This is a genomic window from Methanobrevibacter sp. DSM 116169, assembly GCF_046197865.1.
Lineage (GTDB): Archaea > Methanobacteriota > Methanobacteria > Methanobacteriales > Methanobacteriaceae > JAHKLT01.
Map to the genome: position 1 here is coordinate 1,295,406 of NZ_CP166990.1, position 16,050 is coordinate 1,311,455.

At 24.5% G+C, this 16,050-nt stretch carries 12 protein-coding genes; 4 read left to right on the plus strand and 8 right to left on the minus strand.

The features are described 5' to 3' along the window. The first annotated feature begins 329 nt into the window (after positions 1-329). Together ACA134_RS06345 and ACA134_RS06350 are read left to right on the plus strand one after the other, a co-directional pair. Positions 330-542, plus strand: coding sequence for a helix-turn-helix transcriptional regulator (locus ACA134_RS06345; protein ID WP_409199581.1), 213 nt, complete (start codon positions 330-332; stop codon positions 540-542). A 23-nt stretch (positions 543-565) separates the two neighbouring features. Further along, a complete protein-coding gene (locus ACA134_RS06350) occupies positions 566-1,291 on the plus strand; it encodes a DUF4013 domain-containing protein (protein WP_409199582.1) in 726 nt (241 codons plus the stop codon). 38 nt (positions 1,292-1,329) lie between these two features. On the opposite strand, the gene ACA134_RS06355 is transcribed toward ACA134_RS06350, so the two are convergent. The 4 genes from ACA134_RS06355 to ACA134_RS06370 form a co-directional block, all read right to left on the minus strand. After that, positions 1,330-6,501 (minus strand): beta strand repeat-containing protein, encoded by a 5,172-nt coding sequence (locus ACA134_RS06355; RefSeq protein ID WP_409199583.1) that lies wholly within the window; start codon positions 6,499-6,501, stop codon positions 1,330-1,332. A 290-nt stretch (positions 6,502-6,791) separates the two neighbouring features. Beyond that, on the minus strand, positions 6,792-7,229 hold the full coding sequence (locus ACA134_RS06360) for a MarR family winged helix-turn-helix transcriptional regulator (RefSeq protein ID WP_409199584.1): 438 nt from the start codon (positions 7,227-7,229) through the stop codon (positions 6,792-6,794). A gap of 189 nt (positions 7,230-7,418) precedes the next feature. Then, positions 7,419-7,805 (minus strand): hypothetical protein, encoded by a 387-nt coding sequence (locus tag ACA134_RS06365; RefSeq protein ID WP_409199585.1) that lies wholly within the window; start codon positions 7,803-7,805, stop codon positions 7,419-7,421. Positions 7,806-8,019: 214 nt separating this feature from the next. Then, positions 8,020-8,373: a TIGR04076 family protein gene (locus ACA134_RS06370; RefSeq protein WP_409199586.1), complete on the minus strand. Its 354-nt coding sequence runs from the start codon at positions 8,371-8,373 to the stop codon at positions 8,020-8,022. Positions 8,374-9,060: 687 nt separating this feature from the next. On the opposite strand from ACA134_RS06370, the gene ACA134_RS06375 reads away from it, so the two are divergent. After that, complete coding sequence (locus tag ACA134_RS06375) at positions 9,061-9,846, plus strand: formate/nitrite transporter family protein (RefSeq protein WP_409199587.1); 786 nt, start codon at positions 9,061-9,063, stop codon at positions 9,844-9,846. A gap of 427 nt (positions 9,847-10,273) precedes the next feature. Here the strand turns inward: ACA134_RS06375 and ACA134_RS06380 are convergent, their stop codons facing one another. Next, complete coding sequence (locus ACA134_RS06380; protein WP_409199588.1) at positions 10,274-11,002, minus strand: ATP-binding cassette domain-containing protein; 729 nt, start codon at positions 11,000-11,002, stop codon at positions 10,274-10,276. Between the two features lie 13 nt (positions 11,003-11,015). Beyond that, the gene (locus ACA134_RS06385; protein WP_409201081.1) at positions 11,016-12,569 is read right to left on the minus strand and encodes a glycine betaine ABC transporter substrate-binding protein; all 1,554 of its coding nucleotides are present in this window, start codon (positions 12,567-12,569) and stop codon (positions 11,016-11,018) included. A gap of 170 nt (positions 12,570-12,739) precedes the next feature. Here ACA134_RS06385 and ACA134_RS06390 point away from each other — a divergent pair, with 170 nt between their 5' ends. Beyond that, entirely contained in the window at positions 12,740-13,843 is a 1,104-nt protein-coding gene (locus ACA134_RS06390; protein WP_409199589.1) for an ABC transporter permease, read from the plus strand. 113 nt (positions 13,844-13,956) lie between these two features. Here ACA134_RS06390 and ACA134_RS06395 read toward each other — a convergent pair whose 3' ends face one another. Next, positions 13,957-14,811, minus strand: a complete 855-nt coding sequence (locus tag ACA134_RS06395) for a vWA domain-containing protein (protein ID WP_409199590.1) — start codon at positions 14,809-14,811, stop codon at positions 13,957-13,959. Then, on the minus strand, positions 14,811-15,980 hold the full coding sequence (locus ACA134_RS06400; RefSeq protein ID WP_409199591.1) for an ATP-binding protein: 1,170 nt from the start codon (positions 15,978-15,980) through the stop codon (positions 14,811-14,813). Before ACA134_RS06400 ends, ACA134_RS06395 begins: the two co-directional genes overlap by 1 nt. Positions 15,981-16,050: the final 70 nt, after the last annotated feature.

Here is a 16,050-nt window from a genome sequence, read left to right on the forward strand (position 1 = left end):
TAATACTATATAAATAATAATGATACAAAAAATTTAAAAAATCTGAAAAATGATAAGAATTAAAAAATATTAGTTGAATGTTATATATTTTTATTTTAAAATAGTAGATATGAACAATTAATTTTTATAAAACATGAATATCGTTTATATTAAAATATACGAATAAAATTTTAAAAATAAAATTTTTCAAAAAAATATACATACTTCACTTAAAAAATTTCTAAAAATATAATAAAACTAAGTTGTTTAGTCAAAAAATAATTAAAATAATAAATAATATATAATATACTGATTAAAATATTATTGAAATAATAATGACATAGACCAACATGAAAAGCAAAGTAAAAGAATTTCGTCAAAAATTAAATATGACTCAAAAAGAACTTGGAGATAAAGCAGGAGTAGCTAGACAAACAATTAATTCTTTAGAAAATGGAAAGTATAATCCATCCCTAATTTTAGCATATAAAATAACAATATTATTAGGTTTAGAGAGTATTCATGATGTCTTTACTTTTGAAAAAGAAGATCTCGAAGATTAACTAATAAAACAGAGATGACAACTATGATTTTCGAAATATATCAAGATTCGATTGGATATATTATAAAAGATAAAAAAATATTAAACCTTGGAATAATATCTATTTTAAGTTTTTTAATAATACCCATCATTATTCTAGCAGGATATTCATATAGAACTACTGAAATTAGCTTAGAGAGCATGGTTAATCTTAATAAAAAAAAACCATCATTTAAAAATATAAAAGAACTTTTATCACAAGGTATAAAAGTAATAATAGTTACATTAATTTATTCAATCCCTTTATTTATTGCAGCATACTTACTTTCATCAATTGATTTTATTATAAGAATTGTTGAAACATCTGGTATGTCAACAATTGAATTTAATTTAGAATTTATTGGAATTTTAGCTATAATTTCATTTATTTCATTTTTATTTATAAGTGTTGCAATTCCAATTATGATTAATAATAATGGATCTTTAAAATCAGCTTTTAAAATAAAAGAAATTATAAAAATTATAAAAAATGTAGAAGTAATAAACTATCTTAAATTTATTATATTACTTATAATAACATTCATAGGTATTTTAATTTTAATATTTTTAGTAGGACAAATACTTATTAATTTAATTGCAATTACTGGATTTTTAATACCTGGACATGCTGTAATATTATTTTACATAGCTATTGGAATGTTTTTTGTAATTCCTGCATATATATTATGTGAAAGTAGGGCAATAGGTTTAATATATAATATGGGTTCTTGAAAAAAAGAAAAAAAAGACTCAAAATGAGTCTTTAAAATTTAATATATGATTATTCTACTAGATAATTCATAGTCGCCGTAATAAGCTGTTGCAATGTAATTACCAGGGTCTAAATTAACATTTAATCTAGCTATACCGTTTGCATCTGAGACTCTTTGATAAAATACTCCATTAATATTAATTGTAACAGTTTTACCTGATGCAGGATTGCCATTACCATCGACTATTTTAATATCCCAAGATTTCCTATCATTTTGACTCATAACAAGATTATTAATATATAAAATAGAGTAAACTGTAATTATATTAGATGTTCTAAGTCCATTTGGATGTTCAGCTGTTAAAATATATTCACCTGGATCTAAATTAATATTTAAAGTAGCTATACCATTATCATTAGTGTATCTTGTATAAAATACACCATTAATATTACTAACTACTGGAGCATTTTTTAAAGGTCCTCCTAAATCATCTAATAATTCTATTTTATATTGAGTTCCATTTCTATAATATTTAACAATGTCTTCACCAAAGATTGTTGTAAGAACTTCAACAGTATATGACATATTTAATCCATCTTTAGGATGAGTTGTTGTTAAAATATATTTACCTGGATCTAAATTAATTTTTAATTCTGCAACACCATCTGAATTAGTAAGTCTTTCATAATATACACCATTGATATTAAATGGAACAGTTAAATTAGCTATTCCTTTACCTTGACCATCTAAGTATTTTCCATAAAAATGAGTACCATTTTTATAATATTTAATTACATCTTTACCTTGAATTGTAGGTAAAACATTTATAATATTATTAATTGTTAATGGTTCTGTTTCATTATAAACACTTACAATTGTATAGTTTCTAGGATCTAAATTAATATTTAATCTAGTTATTCCACTTTCATTTGTAATTCTTTCATATGTAACTCCGTTAACAGCCATATAAATTGTTTTACCGATAATCGGATTACCTAAACTATCAATTAAATAAGCAATAAATCCTGTGCCATTTTTGTAGTATAAAGTAATATCTGAAGCTTTAAAAATAATTGAAGGAATTATTACAGTACTTGAATTATTTTTTGAATTATAATAATCATCTCCAGAATAAGTTACATTTAATGTATAATTTCCATAATCTAAATCATCAACGGTTGTAGTTGCAGTTCCATTAATTATAGGAACTTCTTTACTTATATTACCAATATTAATTGTAATATTTCCTGTTGCATTTTTATCAACATTTACTGTAATAGTTAAATTTTTACCATTAAGTTCTGTACTTATATTAAGATCTGTATCTAATTTTTCGACTGTTATTATTGATGAAACACTAGATGATATATAATCATCACTACCATCATATGTAGCTATAATTTTTTTATCACCAGGAATAATATTAGTAGGTATAGTCCAAATATAGTTATATTTACCATCGACAACATTAGCTGTGACATTTTGACCATTAGGTAAAGTAATTATAACACTACCATTTATATTTTGACCATTTTCATCTGTTAATGTACCATTAATAATTATTTCTTCTCCTGGTTTACCAGAAGGATTATTTATTGTGATATTTGTATTTAATTGACCATTAATTACATCTACATTAATAGTTTCAGTTTTAGGATTATAATTATTATCTCCAGAATAGACAAGAGTTATATTATTACTACCTGCAGATAAACCTAAATCAGTGAATGAAACTTTACCATTTGAGATTGTTGCAGTTTGATTTTTACCATTATAATTAATAATTATAGTACCACTTGCATCATTTTCTACAGAAATATCAATAGTTTGATTTTTATTTGAAATCATATCTTCTGTTGAATAGTTAAAAGTAATATTAGCTTTAGCTACACTTAAAGAAATCACTTTATTTAAAGTATTATAGTTATTATCACCAGAATATGAAACTGTAATATCATAATTACCTGCAGATAAACCTAAATCATTAAAATCAACTTTACCATCTGAAATAGCTACAGTTTTATTTTTACCATCATAAAAAATAGTTACATTACCTGTAACATTATCATTAAAAGTAATATCTAAAGATTGATCACCATTATAAACCATATCATTATCAACATAGCTAAAAGAAGTATTAGCTTTTAAAACATTAACAAAAATAGTTTTAGTTAAATTATTATAATTATCATCACCAGAATATGAAACTGTTATATCATGATTACCTGCAGATAAACCTAAATCATTAAAATCAACTTTACCATTAGAAATAGCTACAGTTTTATTTTTACCATCATAATAAATAGTTACATTACCTGTAACATTATCATTAAAAGTAATATCTAAAGATTGATCTCCATTATAAACCATATCATCAACATAAGTAAATGAAGTATTTGCTTTTAAAACTTCTACAGAAATAATTGTCATATTTCTATTATAATTAGCATCTCCAGAATATTCAATAACAACGATATTTTTTCCAACAGTTAAATTCAAATCAGAAAAACTAATATGTCCATTATCTATAAGTTTCATTGGAGTTTGATCTGCATAATGGATAGTTATATATCTAGTTGCATCTTCATTAACAAAAATATCAAGTGTTTTGTTTCCTCCATAGTACATATTACTTTCAGTATAGTTTAAAGTAACATTAGCTTTTAAAACATTAACAGTGATGTTTTTAGTTAAGCTATCATATTTATCATCACCAGAATATGAAATTGTAATTTCATGAGGCCCTGCATTTAATCCTAAATCACTAAATGAAACTTTACCATTTGAGATTGTTGCAGTTTGATTTTTACCATTATAATTAATAGTTATAGTGCCACTTGCATCATTATTTACAAAAATATCTATAGTTTGATTTTCATTATAAACCATATTACTTTCATTATAATTTAATGCAATTATTTCTTTATTAACAAGAAGTAAACCAGTTTTAATAGTTAAATTATTTCCACCAGCATAATAACCACTAATTAAATAATTTCCAGGATTTACTGTAACAGTTGTTTCATATAAACCATTATTATAATTAGCTATTGGCATATTACTTAATGATGGATTTGTTAATGTTACTGTTTGACCTACAATTCTATTTCCATTATCATCTTCTAAAGTAGCATTTAAATTAACAGAGGCTCCAGGAGCTCCATAAACTGTTGAATTATCCATAATAGTTAAAGTTACATTACTTGTAATTTTACCATTATTTAATATTTTTTCAATATTATTACTACCCATAGTATTTTTATTTAAATATAAAACACCATTATTATCATTATTTATTATAGGGACAGTGATAACACTATTAAATACATTATTTTCTAAGGTTAAATTAAGATTATTATAAATTAAACCTGTACCACTTGTTATATAGTCATTTACAATTGTATTTTTATATATAACATTTCCTTTGTTATTATAAAGTATAACACCTTTTTGACATCCAGTTGCAACATTAATTGTATAAGTTCCACCAGAAATGGTTGCAATTGAATTTGTATTATATATTACAGCACCATTACTTGCTTTATTATCTATAAATTCACCATTTGTAATTAGAAGTTTTCCATTAAAATCATTATAAATAACTCCACCACCATAATTTGCATTTAATGCAGAGTTATTAATAAATTTACCACCATTGATTTCAAGATAAGCTGTATTACCATAATTATTTATAGCTCCACCAGTACTAGCTATATTTTCTTTAAAAGTTCCTCCATTAATAGTAGCATTAGCAGTATTATAAATTACACCAGATGAACCAGTACTTGTTGCTGAGTTGTTTTCAAATAAACCACCATTTATAATTAAAAATGAATTAGCAGCATTATGAATAACAGCACCAGTTTTTGAAGATCCTATTTGAGTATTATTTAAAAAAGACCCATTTAAAATTGTAAGAGTTGATCCAATATTATATATTGCACCACCATTAGTAGCTTTATTAAATTCTAATAAGCTATTTGAAATATTAACTACTGCACCAGTAGCAATGTTTATTGCTCCACCTTTATTTGCAGAATTATTAATAAATTGTGAATCAATAATTGTTACAAATGCTTTTACTTGATTAATATGTAATGCACCACCATTAAGATTAATACCAGTACCTTTTGCAACATTTCCAATAAATGTACAATTTGATATTAAAGTTTGAGTAGCTGTAGCTATTGCACCACCTTGTGGTGAAGTGTTATTTATAAAAACAGCATTAGAAATAGTCGCAATACCAGGACTTACAGAATAAATTGCACCACCAATACCAGTTGCAGTATTATTAATAAAAGTACCTCCAGTAACATTTAATATAGCTCCTGATGCTGTCATTAATGCACCACCTTGTTTTGAAGCTTTATTATTAGAAAACGTACCTCCTGTAATATTTAATATTGTACCAGGACCAGAACTATAAAATAAACCACCATCATCTCCAGCTGTATTATAAGAGTAATAACCTCCATTAACTGTGAGTTGGGCAAGTTGACTATAAACTATAGAACCTTGTTTTGTTGCTTTATTATTTGTAAAATTACCATTATTTATTGTGACACTATTACTTGTACTTCCAGCATTAAAAATTACAGTACCGCCTAATGATGCAGTATTATCTTTAAAAGTACCATTATTAATAATGACCGTACCCATATTATATATTATAGCACCAGATCCACCATTATTGTTTGCATAAGTACCACTATTAATAATAACCGTACCACCATTATTATATATTACAGCACCAGATCCACCATTATTGTTTGCATAAGTACCACTATTAATAATAACCGTACCACCATTATTAGTAATTCCAGAACTAGAGTAAGTAGATGTTGTATAACCATTAATCATAGTAATGTTATTTAATGTTAAACTAGCTCCTTTAGCTACATTAAAAATTTTTGCAGAATTATCACCATCAACAATACCATTTTGAATTGTTATTACTTTATTATTTAATATTATCATACCTCCAGTATAGGAAGGCTCATTATCGTACTTAACAGTTGCTCCATTTAAATCAATCACTCCACCATTTGGTGTAGCATCAATTTGGCTTTTTAGCCATGTGAAATTGTGTTCTTCAGCTAATATATTATATTGAGAATCACTAATATCACTAATTTCATTATCATTAGTATTCATATCATCAGCTGAGACCAATCCTGCAAATGATATCAAGACTAATAAAAATAATGAAATTTTTAAAAATCTCATTTTAAACATCTCCTTGGCCTTATCTACACATATTAAAACAAATAAAAAAAAATCGATAAAGCCCTTTAATTTTAAATAATTAAAAAGTTGAACTTTTATCAACGCTATTATATATGTTGTTCGTTATATATAAATGTTCGTTATATATTTATAATTTTTTAAACAAACGCTGCAAAAATATCTGAAAAAATAGCTAATGAATAAGTAAATATTAAATTAAATCATGAAAAATATATTATTACTATAAAATCAAACCAAATATTAATTTATTTTTAAAACCCTTTTTTTAATCATTCTAAATATAAAAATAGCTTTTTTAAAGATGAATTTAAAATTTTTAGCTCATCATCATCGAATAATGATTCAAGTTTATTATTATAGTCAAAAATTACGCTTTCAACATTTTTATAAACTTCTTCACCTTTAGGGGTTAAATAAATTAAAAATTCTCTTTTATCTTTTGAAGAAGCTTCTCTTTTAACAAATTCTCTAGTTTCAAGAAAATTTAATATTCGAGTAATAGTTGCACCATCTCTATAAGACATATTAGCTAATGTTTTTTGATTACATCCTTTATTCTTATAAATTCTACTTAAAATAGCCCATTGTACAAAAGTAATATCATATTCTTTAACAACCGCTTCTAAATTACTTTTAAGTAAATCTTTAATTTTTGGAATTTCCCACAGTAATCCTTCTTCATTTCTAAACTCAGAAATACTCTTCATAAAAATCTCCTTTTAAAAAATAAAAAGTGAATAAATTAACCTTTGATTTTAATAATAAAAAAAGGTTTACATTAAAAATAATGTTAAAATTAAAACTGCAATAGCCAACCTATGATATCATAAAGAAATTTAATATTTACTAGTGACAATAATAAAATTATAATCAGATGAATTTAAATAAATATTATCTTAAACAAAGATTAATGTAAACCCATATACTCCTTTCTCCCCACCATAATATGAAATTTCAATAATACCATTTGAATCTATAACTCCTACTTTTAAAGTACCTCCAATATTAAAAGTAATTTCGCTATATTCTAAACCATATACATCAGTTAATTTAGCATCTAAACTAAAAGTGTTACAGGCATCTTCAGCAAATGTAATAATTGATAAATTATTAAAATTTTCATCTGAAACTATGATCGTGTCTTCTGAATAAATAACATTTTGTATACCATCTTTTAAATTGCTATTATCAAAAGTAGTAGCACTAATAACTGGTAAATTTATTATTAAAATAGCTAAAAATAATAAAAAAACATAAAATATTTTGTTTTTCATTTTTATCATAGCCTCTCCTCTTTAATAAAATTTTTTTATAAATATTTAGAATAACAATAATTGATATTGCAACTATTATTTTTTTTATCAAAAATCTATTTAAATAAAAAATCTAAAAAAGTTTAATAAAAAATCAGATAAATAAATTATTGTAATAACAATTATTGCTATAACAACTAATTATGTTTTTTATAATATTTATAGTTTACAGAAAAATAAAAATTTATTTAGGATACTTTAAATTAAAAGGAATATCAGTAGCTTCTAGTTTAAAAATAACTGGTCTTAAACCATCTCCGCAAGATACAATTGCAATACCTGGTTTGTTAATCCAATTTCCATTAAAAAATGATGCATTTTCCCCATCACTCGCTAATTTTAAAACATAAGGATAGAGAACTTCCCATGCCCCATTACAAAATCTTTCAGGTTTTGTTAAATCAACGCAAAATACATCTCCTTCTTTATTAATAGGACATGAGCTTAAACCATCTACACCATATTCTTTTGAAATATCCTCAAAAAAATTAGTTTTTAATACAGTTATTTTAACTTTATGTAATTGCTTTTGATTCATATAATAACCTATAATTGAATTATAATAACATTATTTAATATGTTTTTCTTTTTAATTTTTAAAATAAATAATAATAGTTTTATATAATTCGAACAATAATTAAAGAAATTTATTAACAAATAATTCACGAAAAAATATTAAACAATAATCAATTAAAATGTTAAATATTAAACAATAATCAATTTATTTAATAATTAACTAATTAAACAAATTGTTTTAATAAAAATATATAAATGAAATCAAATGTTTAATTAAAAGAAACTTATATATACATATACAAATAATTTATTATTAGGGGAGGTAATGTTCAATTAAATCTAATTTTTTTATAAATTATTTTTTCATATTATCATTACTAATTATTTTAAAACTGAATTTTGATGATTTTTAATTAAATATTGCATGTAAAAAATAAGGTGTGTGTAATGAACGATGAACTCAAAACCTCATATTCTTATTTTCATGACACATTATTTAATAAATTCACATCAAAAATATCATTTTAAAATATCATTACTACATTTATTTTACATGACAATTTATTTTTAGTATTTATTAATAAGTTAAGCAGTATATCTACTAAAAGATTTAACTATTTTCTTATAAAAAGAATTTTTAAAGGAAATATATTTATATTAAAACTTTCTAATAAAAATAAAGCATTGAAAATTTTATGGAGTTAAAAAAATGAGTTCTTCTTATAAAACGCCTAGTGATACTGCAAAAGCTATTGTAGAAACTGGAGCAATAAAAAATAAATCACCTTTAATAAATACAATTATCTTAGCTTTTTTAGCTGGAGCATATATTGCATTTGGAGGAATGTTTGCACAAATTACAACTGCAGGAATGGCAGATGCAGGTTTTCCAGCAGGATTAGTTAAATTATTCTTTGCTGGTGTTTTTCCAGTTGGTTTAATGTTAGTTTTAATAGCTGGTGCAGAGTTATTTACTGGAAATATAATGTATTTTACTTTTGGAATTTTAGAAAAAAAAGCAAGTATAAAAGGCCTTATTAGAAATTGGACAACAAGTTGGATATTTAATTTTATTGGATCAATATTTGTTGCATTCTTTTTGGCATATTTAACTGGACTCATGACAGATCCAATATATGCAGAAGGTGCAATTGCACTAGCTAGTAAAAAAGTAGCTCTTTCTTGGGACCAATCATTTTTAAGAGCAATTGGTTGTAATTGGTTAGTTTGTCTTGCAGTTTACCTTGCATTTGCATCAGATGATATAATTGGCAAAATATTTGGAATTTGGTTTCCAATAACTGCTTTTGTAACAATTGGTTTTGAGCATTCAGTTGCAAATATGTATTTTATCCCAATAGCTATGTTACTTGGTGGAGATATTACAATAATTGACTTATTTAATAATTTAATACCAGTTACCTTAGGAAATATTGTAGGAGCAGCTATTTTTGTTGCTTGTGCATATTGGTTTGTTTATTTGAGAAAAAAATAAACAAACTTAATTTCATGAAAAACTTTCATTTATTTTTTAAATAATATGGTTAAAATGATTAAGATAATAAATTTAATAGCCAATTTATTTTTAATATTATAATCATACTCCTTATGTTATTATAAGGAGAGTGAATTAGGGATTTATAAGTTATTTAATTATTTCTTGCTTGAGTAAATAGAAATATACATCATCCCTTATTATATACTCATTTTTAAAATCAAAATTTTTATATACTAAAATTAAATTATATATTTAATAGACTATTATTAGTCCATTGTTGGAAAATAGGATATGAGTTTTTTGAAATTAAAAAAACTCTTGCCTTTATTTAAAATAAAACTTTTTTTAAATATTCATAGCTATTTTTAACAGAATTTTTATCATTTATTTCAATAATATAAACTTCATAGTTGTTTTATTAAAATTATTTATTTTCAATTAACTCTTTAACAAAACTATTTGCAGGGGAATTTTTTATTTCATCACTTGTACCATATTGCTGAATTTTGCCATCATTCATTACTAAAACCTTATCTCCTAAAGATAATGCTTCATCAATATCATGAGTTACAAAAACAATAGTAATTTTAGTTTCATCATGAATACGTTTAATTTCTTTTTGTAATTGTTTTTTAGTAATTGTATCAACTGATCCAAATGGTTCATCCATTAATAAAATCTCTGGAGATGCAGCAAGAGCCCTAGCTATTCCAACTCTTTGTTGTTGACCTCCTGATAGCTCATGAGGATAATGGTTTAACAACTCATCATCTAAACCAACAATTTTCATCCATTTTTTAACTGCATTTTCAGTTTTTTCTTTATCTTTTTTATTTAATAGATTAGGGACATAAGAAATATTATCTTTAACAGTTAAATGAGGAAATAAAACATTTCCCTGAATTGCATAACCAATATTACGCCTTAAACTTATAACATTTTCATCAGCTACATCATTACCATTTACATAAACAGTTCCTTTATTAGGTTTTAAAAGTCCATTAATCATTTTTAAAATAGTTGTTTTACCCGATCCTGAACTTCCAATAATTGTAACAAATTCTCCCTCATTAATTTCTAAATTAAAATCAGGAATTATCACATTATCATCATAGCTTTTTTCTACATCTTCATATTTTATTATAGCTACCATTTTAAAACCTCAATTATTTAATAAGTCCTTTACTAACTAAAAAATCATGAGCTACATCTTCTGGGTCTTTTTTACCCATTTCAACTTCATGATTCATTTTAGACATTTCTTCTTCTGAAATTAAATTTTCAAATTTCAAAAGTGTTTCATTAAGCTCAGGATGTTCTTTTAAAACTTCTTGCCTTATTACATTTCCACATTCATATGAAGGATAAAAATGTTTATCATCTTCTAAGACAACTAAATCAGGATTATCTAACTTTCCATCAGTAGTATATACAACTAATACATCAATTTTACCTTCTTCTAAAGCATTGTATTTAAGGCCAATATCTAAATCAGTAGTATCTTTAAAATTAAATCCATACTCATCACACAGTGCATCATATCCATCTTCTCTTTCATAAAAATCATATTCTGCTCCAAAACTTAATTCATCTGAGATTTCTGCTAAATCTGAATATGTTTTTATATCATATTTATCTGCAAGGTCTTTATGAATAGCTATTCCATAAGTATCATCAAAACCATACATTCCAACCCAAGAAAAATTATATTCTTCATCATATTTTGATTTTAAATCTTCAAAAGAGCTTTCATTATAAACACCATCTTCTTTTAAAACTTGCATCCAAGCAGTTCCAGTATATTCAGGATACAGATCAAATTCTCCTTTTAACATTCCTGCATGAATATTACTTGTTCCTCCACCAACACCAGATGTAAGTTCCACATTTAAATCTGTGTCTTGTTCAATCAACTCTTCAAGCATAGCTCCAATAATATATTGTTCAGTCATAGGCTTTGTAGCTACACTAATTGTATCTCCTGAAGAACTTGTGTAAAATTGACCAACAGCAAATATTGCAATAATTATAATAAGAATTCCTATTACAGTTTTTTTATTAAATTTAAAATTTTTAAATGCAAATCTACTTTTAGACTCATAATTAGTTAATTTTTCAATTTTACCTAAAATAAAATCTACTACAATAGCTAAAAGAGCTATTAAAATACTTCCTGCAAGAGTCATAGACATATTATTAGTTGTTATTCCTCGATAAATTGCAACCCCTAAACCACCTGCACCAATAAATGCAGCTATTCCTGTTAAAGCTATTGTCATAACTACCATAGTTCTAATACCTGATATAATATGAGGTAAAGCTAAAGGAAGTTTTATTTTATATAATAGCTGAAACTTTGTACTACCCATACCTTCTGCAGCTTCAACAATACTTTTATCAATATTTTCTAGGCCACTATAAGTTGATTTAACCATAGGGAGTAATGCATAAACAATTAGTGCAATTATAGCACTAAAATCTCCAATTCCAGTAAAAGGTATTAAAAATCCAAAAAGTGCAATAGATGGAATAGTATAAACAAAGTTTATAAGACTTAAAATCCATTTATTTCTTTTATACTCATTTACAATAATAGCTAAAACTAATCCAATAATAACAGCAAAAATAATAGCTATTAAAGAAATTTCTAAATGTTGGATTGTTAAATCTAGGAAAAAATCTTTTTGTTCATTAATTAATGAAAAAACATCTTCTAAAATCATTTTAAAAAGCTCTTAAAAATTAGTTTGTTTATATAATATTTGTTTTTAAAAATATTTAAAATAGCTAGTTTTAAGAGAAATTAAAGTTTAATTAAATAAATTTATTTTTAAAATATAATAATTAAGTTTTTTTAAAAGTAAAAATAAAATATAATTTAGGTAATAAAATGAAGTTTTTAAAATTCATTATCAAAAATCCATTTAGAGATAAAACTAGAGCAATTTTATCTATTTTTAGTATTGCAATAACTATTTCATTAATCATATCACTTGGAGCAATAACAGATGGTTTAGTTCATACTGTTGATGAAACATTAAACACTGGAAATTCAGATTTTATGATAATGAATAAAAATTCAACTAGTAATATAATTGATGATTCTTTAATTGATAATATTAACAAAGCAGAGGGAATAGCTAATATTATAGGAATTTCTGAGATAAAAATTCCAATTAAAGAAAATAATAACCTATACTTATATGGATCTAATATTAATGATTTAAATGACTTAAATTTTAAAATAATTGAAGGAAAGATGTTTGATTCAAATCAAAATGAAATAATTATTGGGAAATTATGTTCAAATTCTAAAAATCTAAAAATAAATGATAACATTAAAATAAATAATATTAGTTATAAAATTACTGGAATTTTCGAAAGTGGGACTCTTCTAGATTCTTATGGATTTACATCTTTTAATAATTTAGAAACAATTACAAATAGTACAAATAATAATGCTACAATGCTTTTTGTTAAGGTAAATGATGTTAATAACTTAGAACAAATCACAAATGAAATTGATAGTGAATATGGAGATAAAATTACAATAATTACTACAATAAACGATATTAGTAGCGTAAACACTATTTATAATATGTTTTTAGGAGCTAAATTAGGAATTACATTACTCGTTTTATTGGTTGGTGCAATTAGTATAGTAAATACCATGTTAAGTAATGTTTATGAAAGAACTCGTGAAATTGGAGTTCTAAAAGCAGTAGGATGGTCTAATAAAAAAATATTAATAATGGTAATAGGAGAATCAGTTGTATTAACTTTAATTGGTGCTTTAATTGGTTCAATATTAGGAGTGATTCTTGTAGAATTTATTTACAGATTAGGAATAATAGCCGAAATAGTTCCATATTATACAGCAGAATCATTTTTATTAGCTATTTTAGTTTCAATTATTGTAGGAATAATTGGAGGAATATTTCCTGCAAGAAGAGCCACTAAAATTCCAGTTACAGAATCTCTAAGACATGAATAGCTATTCTTTTTTCTTCAAATTCTTTTTTAAAAATCTATTTTTCATATTTCCATATACCCAAGTTCCCCAAGTAGGACAATACCTCCCTTTGTTTTTCCTTTCCATAAAAATCATTAAATATTTTCTCTTTCATAAGATAAAATAGAATCAATTGCATCGCTTGATAAATCGTCACTTAAATCATCAAGTTGCTCCAAATCATAAAATTTTGCATTTGTAATACTAGCTAATCGTTTATTTACACTCCAACCTTTATTATCTTCTTTTTTAAAGTTTACAATTACAGTATGAATATCTTGTCTAGCTATTTCATCAGCTATATCCCATACATCATTTATTGGATTTTGTTCTCTTTTTTTATTAGTTTTAAAACCTGATTTAAGTCCAAAATTATCTTTTGAAGATACACCCACATTTGTTACACCATCAGATAAAAGCATGACCATTGGAATGAAATCATTACTTTTAATATCCTTTTTTAAAATTTCTAATCCTTTAATAAGGCCATCTGCAATTGGGGTTGTTCCTCCAACAGTTATATTTTTAAGTTTATTTAAAAAAGAGTTGGGCCTTATTGTACTTGGAATTATAATTTCTGCATCTGTACCTTTAAAACCTATTACAGCTATTTTATCCCTATTTACTTGAGCATTATTAATTATTTTTTTTAAAATTAATTTTACTTGTTTAAGTTTTTCATCACTTGACATTGATTCACTTAAATCAATTATTAAAGCTATTGATAATTTAGCACCATTATTTCTTATTTTTTGCCTTAAATCATCTTTTTTAATATGTAATGATTCTTTATTATTTTCTTTTAAAGCATATGCTCTTACAGTTGCATCAATAGCTATATCACTTAAAGAATTCTTAGGTATTTTACTTTTAATATATTTACCTTTCATTGATTTAGATTTAACTCTTTTTCCATATTGTTTATCTCTTTTTTTACCTTCCATTTTCATTAGTTTTTTATATCAATCTTCCCTTCCTCATCTGATTCTGTAAAATTTTCTGATTTTTCTTCTTCATTAATTTTTGAACCTTCATCATCAATTATTTTAAATTCAGATTCTTCATTTTGTTCGATATCATCCATATCAACCTCTTGAGAGATATCTTTATTTAATTCCATTTGATTATTTTCTTTATCCATTTCTTGTTTAATAGATTTCATTCGCTTAGAAAGTAAAACATTTTCCCCTATAACTAATTCAATAGCTTCTTCTAAATCTGAATCATTAATTGATTCTCTTTCATTATATGCTGCTATTGTTTTTGCAGTTTTTAAAATAAAAATATCACTTCTATGGCCTTCTATATCTAGCTCTAAAGTGATTCTAGCTATTATCTCTAAGTGTTTTGAATCAATTTCCACATCATTTAAGATTTTTTGAGCTTTTAAAATTTTATTTTGAAGTTCTTTTTCATTATTATCAAATTTTTTAATGAATTTTTTAGGATCTTTTTCAAACTCTTCTCTTCTTGCCATTATAAGAATTCTATCTTTAATATTATTTATTGCTCCAACATCTATTTTAAGACCTATTCTATCTGATAGCTGACCCCTTAGTTCTCCTTCTTCAGGATTCATAGTTCCAACTAATATAAATTTTGATGGATGTGAAAGTGAAATTCCTTCTCGCTCTATTGTGTTTATTCCAAATGCAGCTGCATCAAGTAAAATATCAACTAAGTTATCATCAAGTAAATTAATTTCATCAACATATAAAATATTACGATTTGCTTTTGCAAGTAATCCTGGTTCTAATGCTTTAATTCCACTTTTTAAAGCCTTTTCAATATCTAATGAACCTACAACTTTATCTTCTGTAGCTCCTAGTGGTAGTTCAACTACTTCCATTGATTTTTTGATTGTTTCTATGTTGTTTTTACCTTCATCAAATTCAAATTCTTTATATGTATCTATATCACAATTAAAAATACAGTCTTTTACAACTTCAATTTCTGGAAGTAGATTAGCTAAAGCTCTAACAGCAGTTGTTTTACCAGTTCCCCTATCTCCTTTAATTAAAACCCCTCCAATTGAAGGATTAATTGCATTTAAAATAAGAGCTTTTTTAATTTTTTCCTGACCAACAATAGCTGTAAAAGGAAAAATATTTTTTTTCATAATTTCACCGTTAACATTTTAAAATTAATAGATTTTATTTCTAATTGAACATATAAATGTTTGGATAATT

What these genes read in the sequence shown, in the direction of transcription:
- ACA134_RS06345 (WP_409199581.1), top strand. Translation starts at nt 330, where the DNA reads ATGAAAAGCAAAGTAAAAGAATTTCGTCAAAAATTAAATATGACTCAA.
- ACA134_RS06350 (WP_409199582.1), top strand. Translation starts at nt 566, where the DNA reads ATGATTTTCGAAATATATCAAGATTCGATTGGATATATTATAAAAGAT.
- ACA134_RS06355 (WP_409199583.1), bottom strand. Translation starts at nt 6,501, where the DNA reads ATGAGATTTTTAAAAATTTCATTATTTTTATTAGTCTTGATATCATTT.
- ACA134_RS06360 (WP_409199584.1), bottom strand. Translation starts at nt 7,229, where the DNA reads ATGAAGAGTATTTCTGAGTTTAGAAATGAAGAAGGATTACTGTGGGAA.
- ACA134_RS06365 (WP_409199585.1), bottom strand. Translation starts at nt 7,805, where the DNA reads ATGATAAAAATGAAAAACAAAATATTTTATGTTTTTTTATTATTTTTA.
- ACA134_RS06370 (WP_409199586.1), bottom strand. Translation starts at nt 8,373, where the DNA reads ATGAATCAAAAGCAATTACATAAAGTTAAAATAACTGTATTAAAAACT.
- ACA134_RS06375 (WP_409199587.1), top strand. Translation starts at nt 9,061, where the DNA reads ATGAGTTCTTCTTATAAAACGCCTAGTGATACTGCAAAAGCTATTGTA.
- ACA134_RS06380 (WP_409199588.1), bottom strand. Translation starts at nt 11,002, where the DNA reads ATGGTAGCTATAATAAAATATGAAGATGTAGAAAAAAGCTATGATGAT.
- ACA134_RS06390 (WP_409199589.1), top strand. Translation starts at nt 12,740, where the DNA reads ATGAAGTTTTTAAAATTCATTATCAAAAATCCATTTAGAGATAAAACT.
- ACA134_RS06395 (WP_409199590.1), bottom strand. Translation starts at nt 14,811, where the DNA reads ATGAAAATGGAAGGTAAAAAAAGAGATAAACAATATGGAAAAAGAGTT.
- ACA134_RS06400 (WP_409199591.1), bottom strand. Translation starts at nt 15,980, where the DNA reads ATGAAAAAAAATATTTTTCCTTTTACAGCTATTGTTGGTCAGGAAAAA.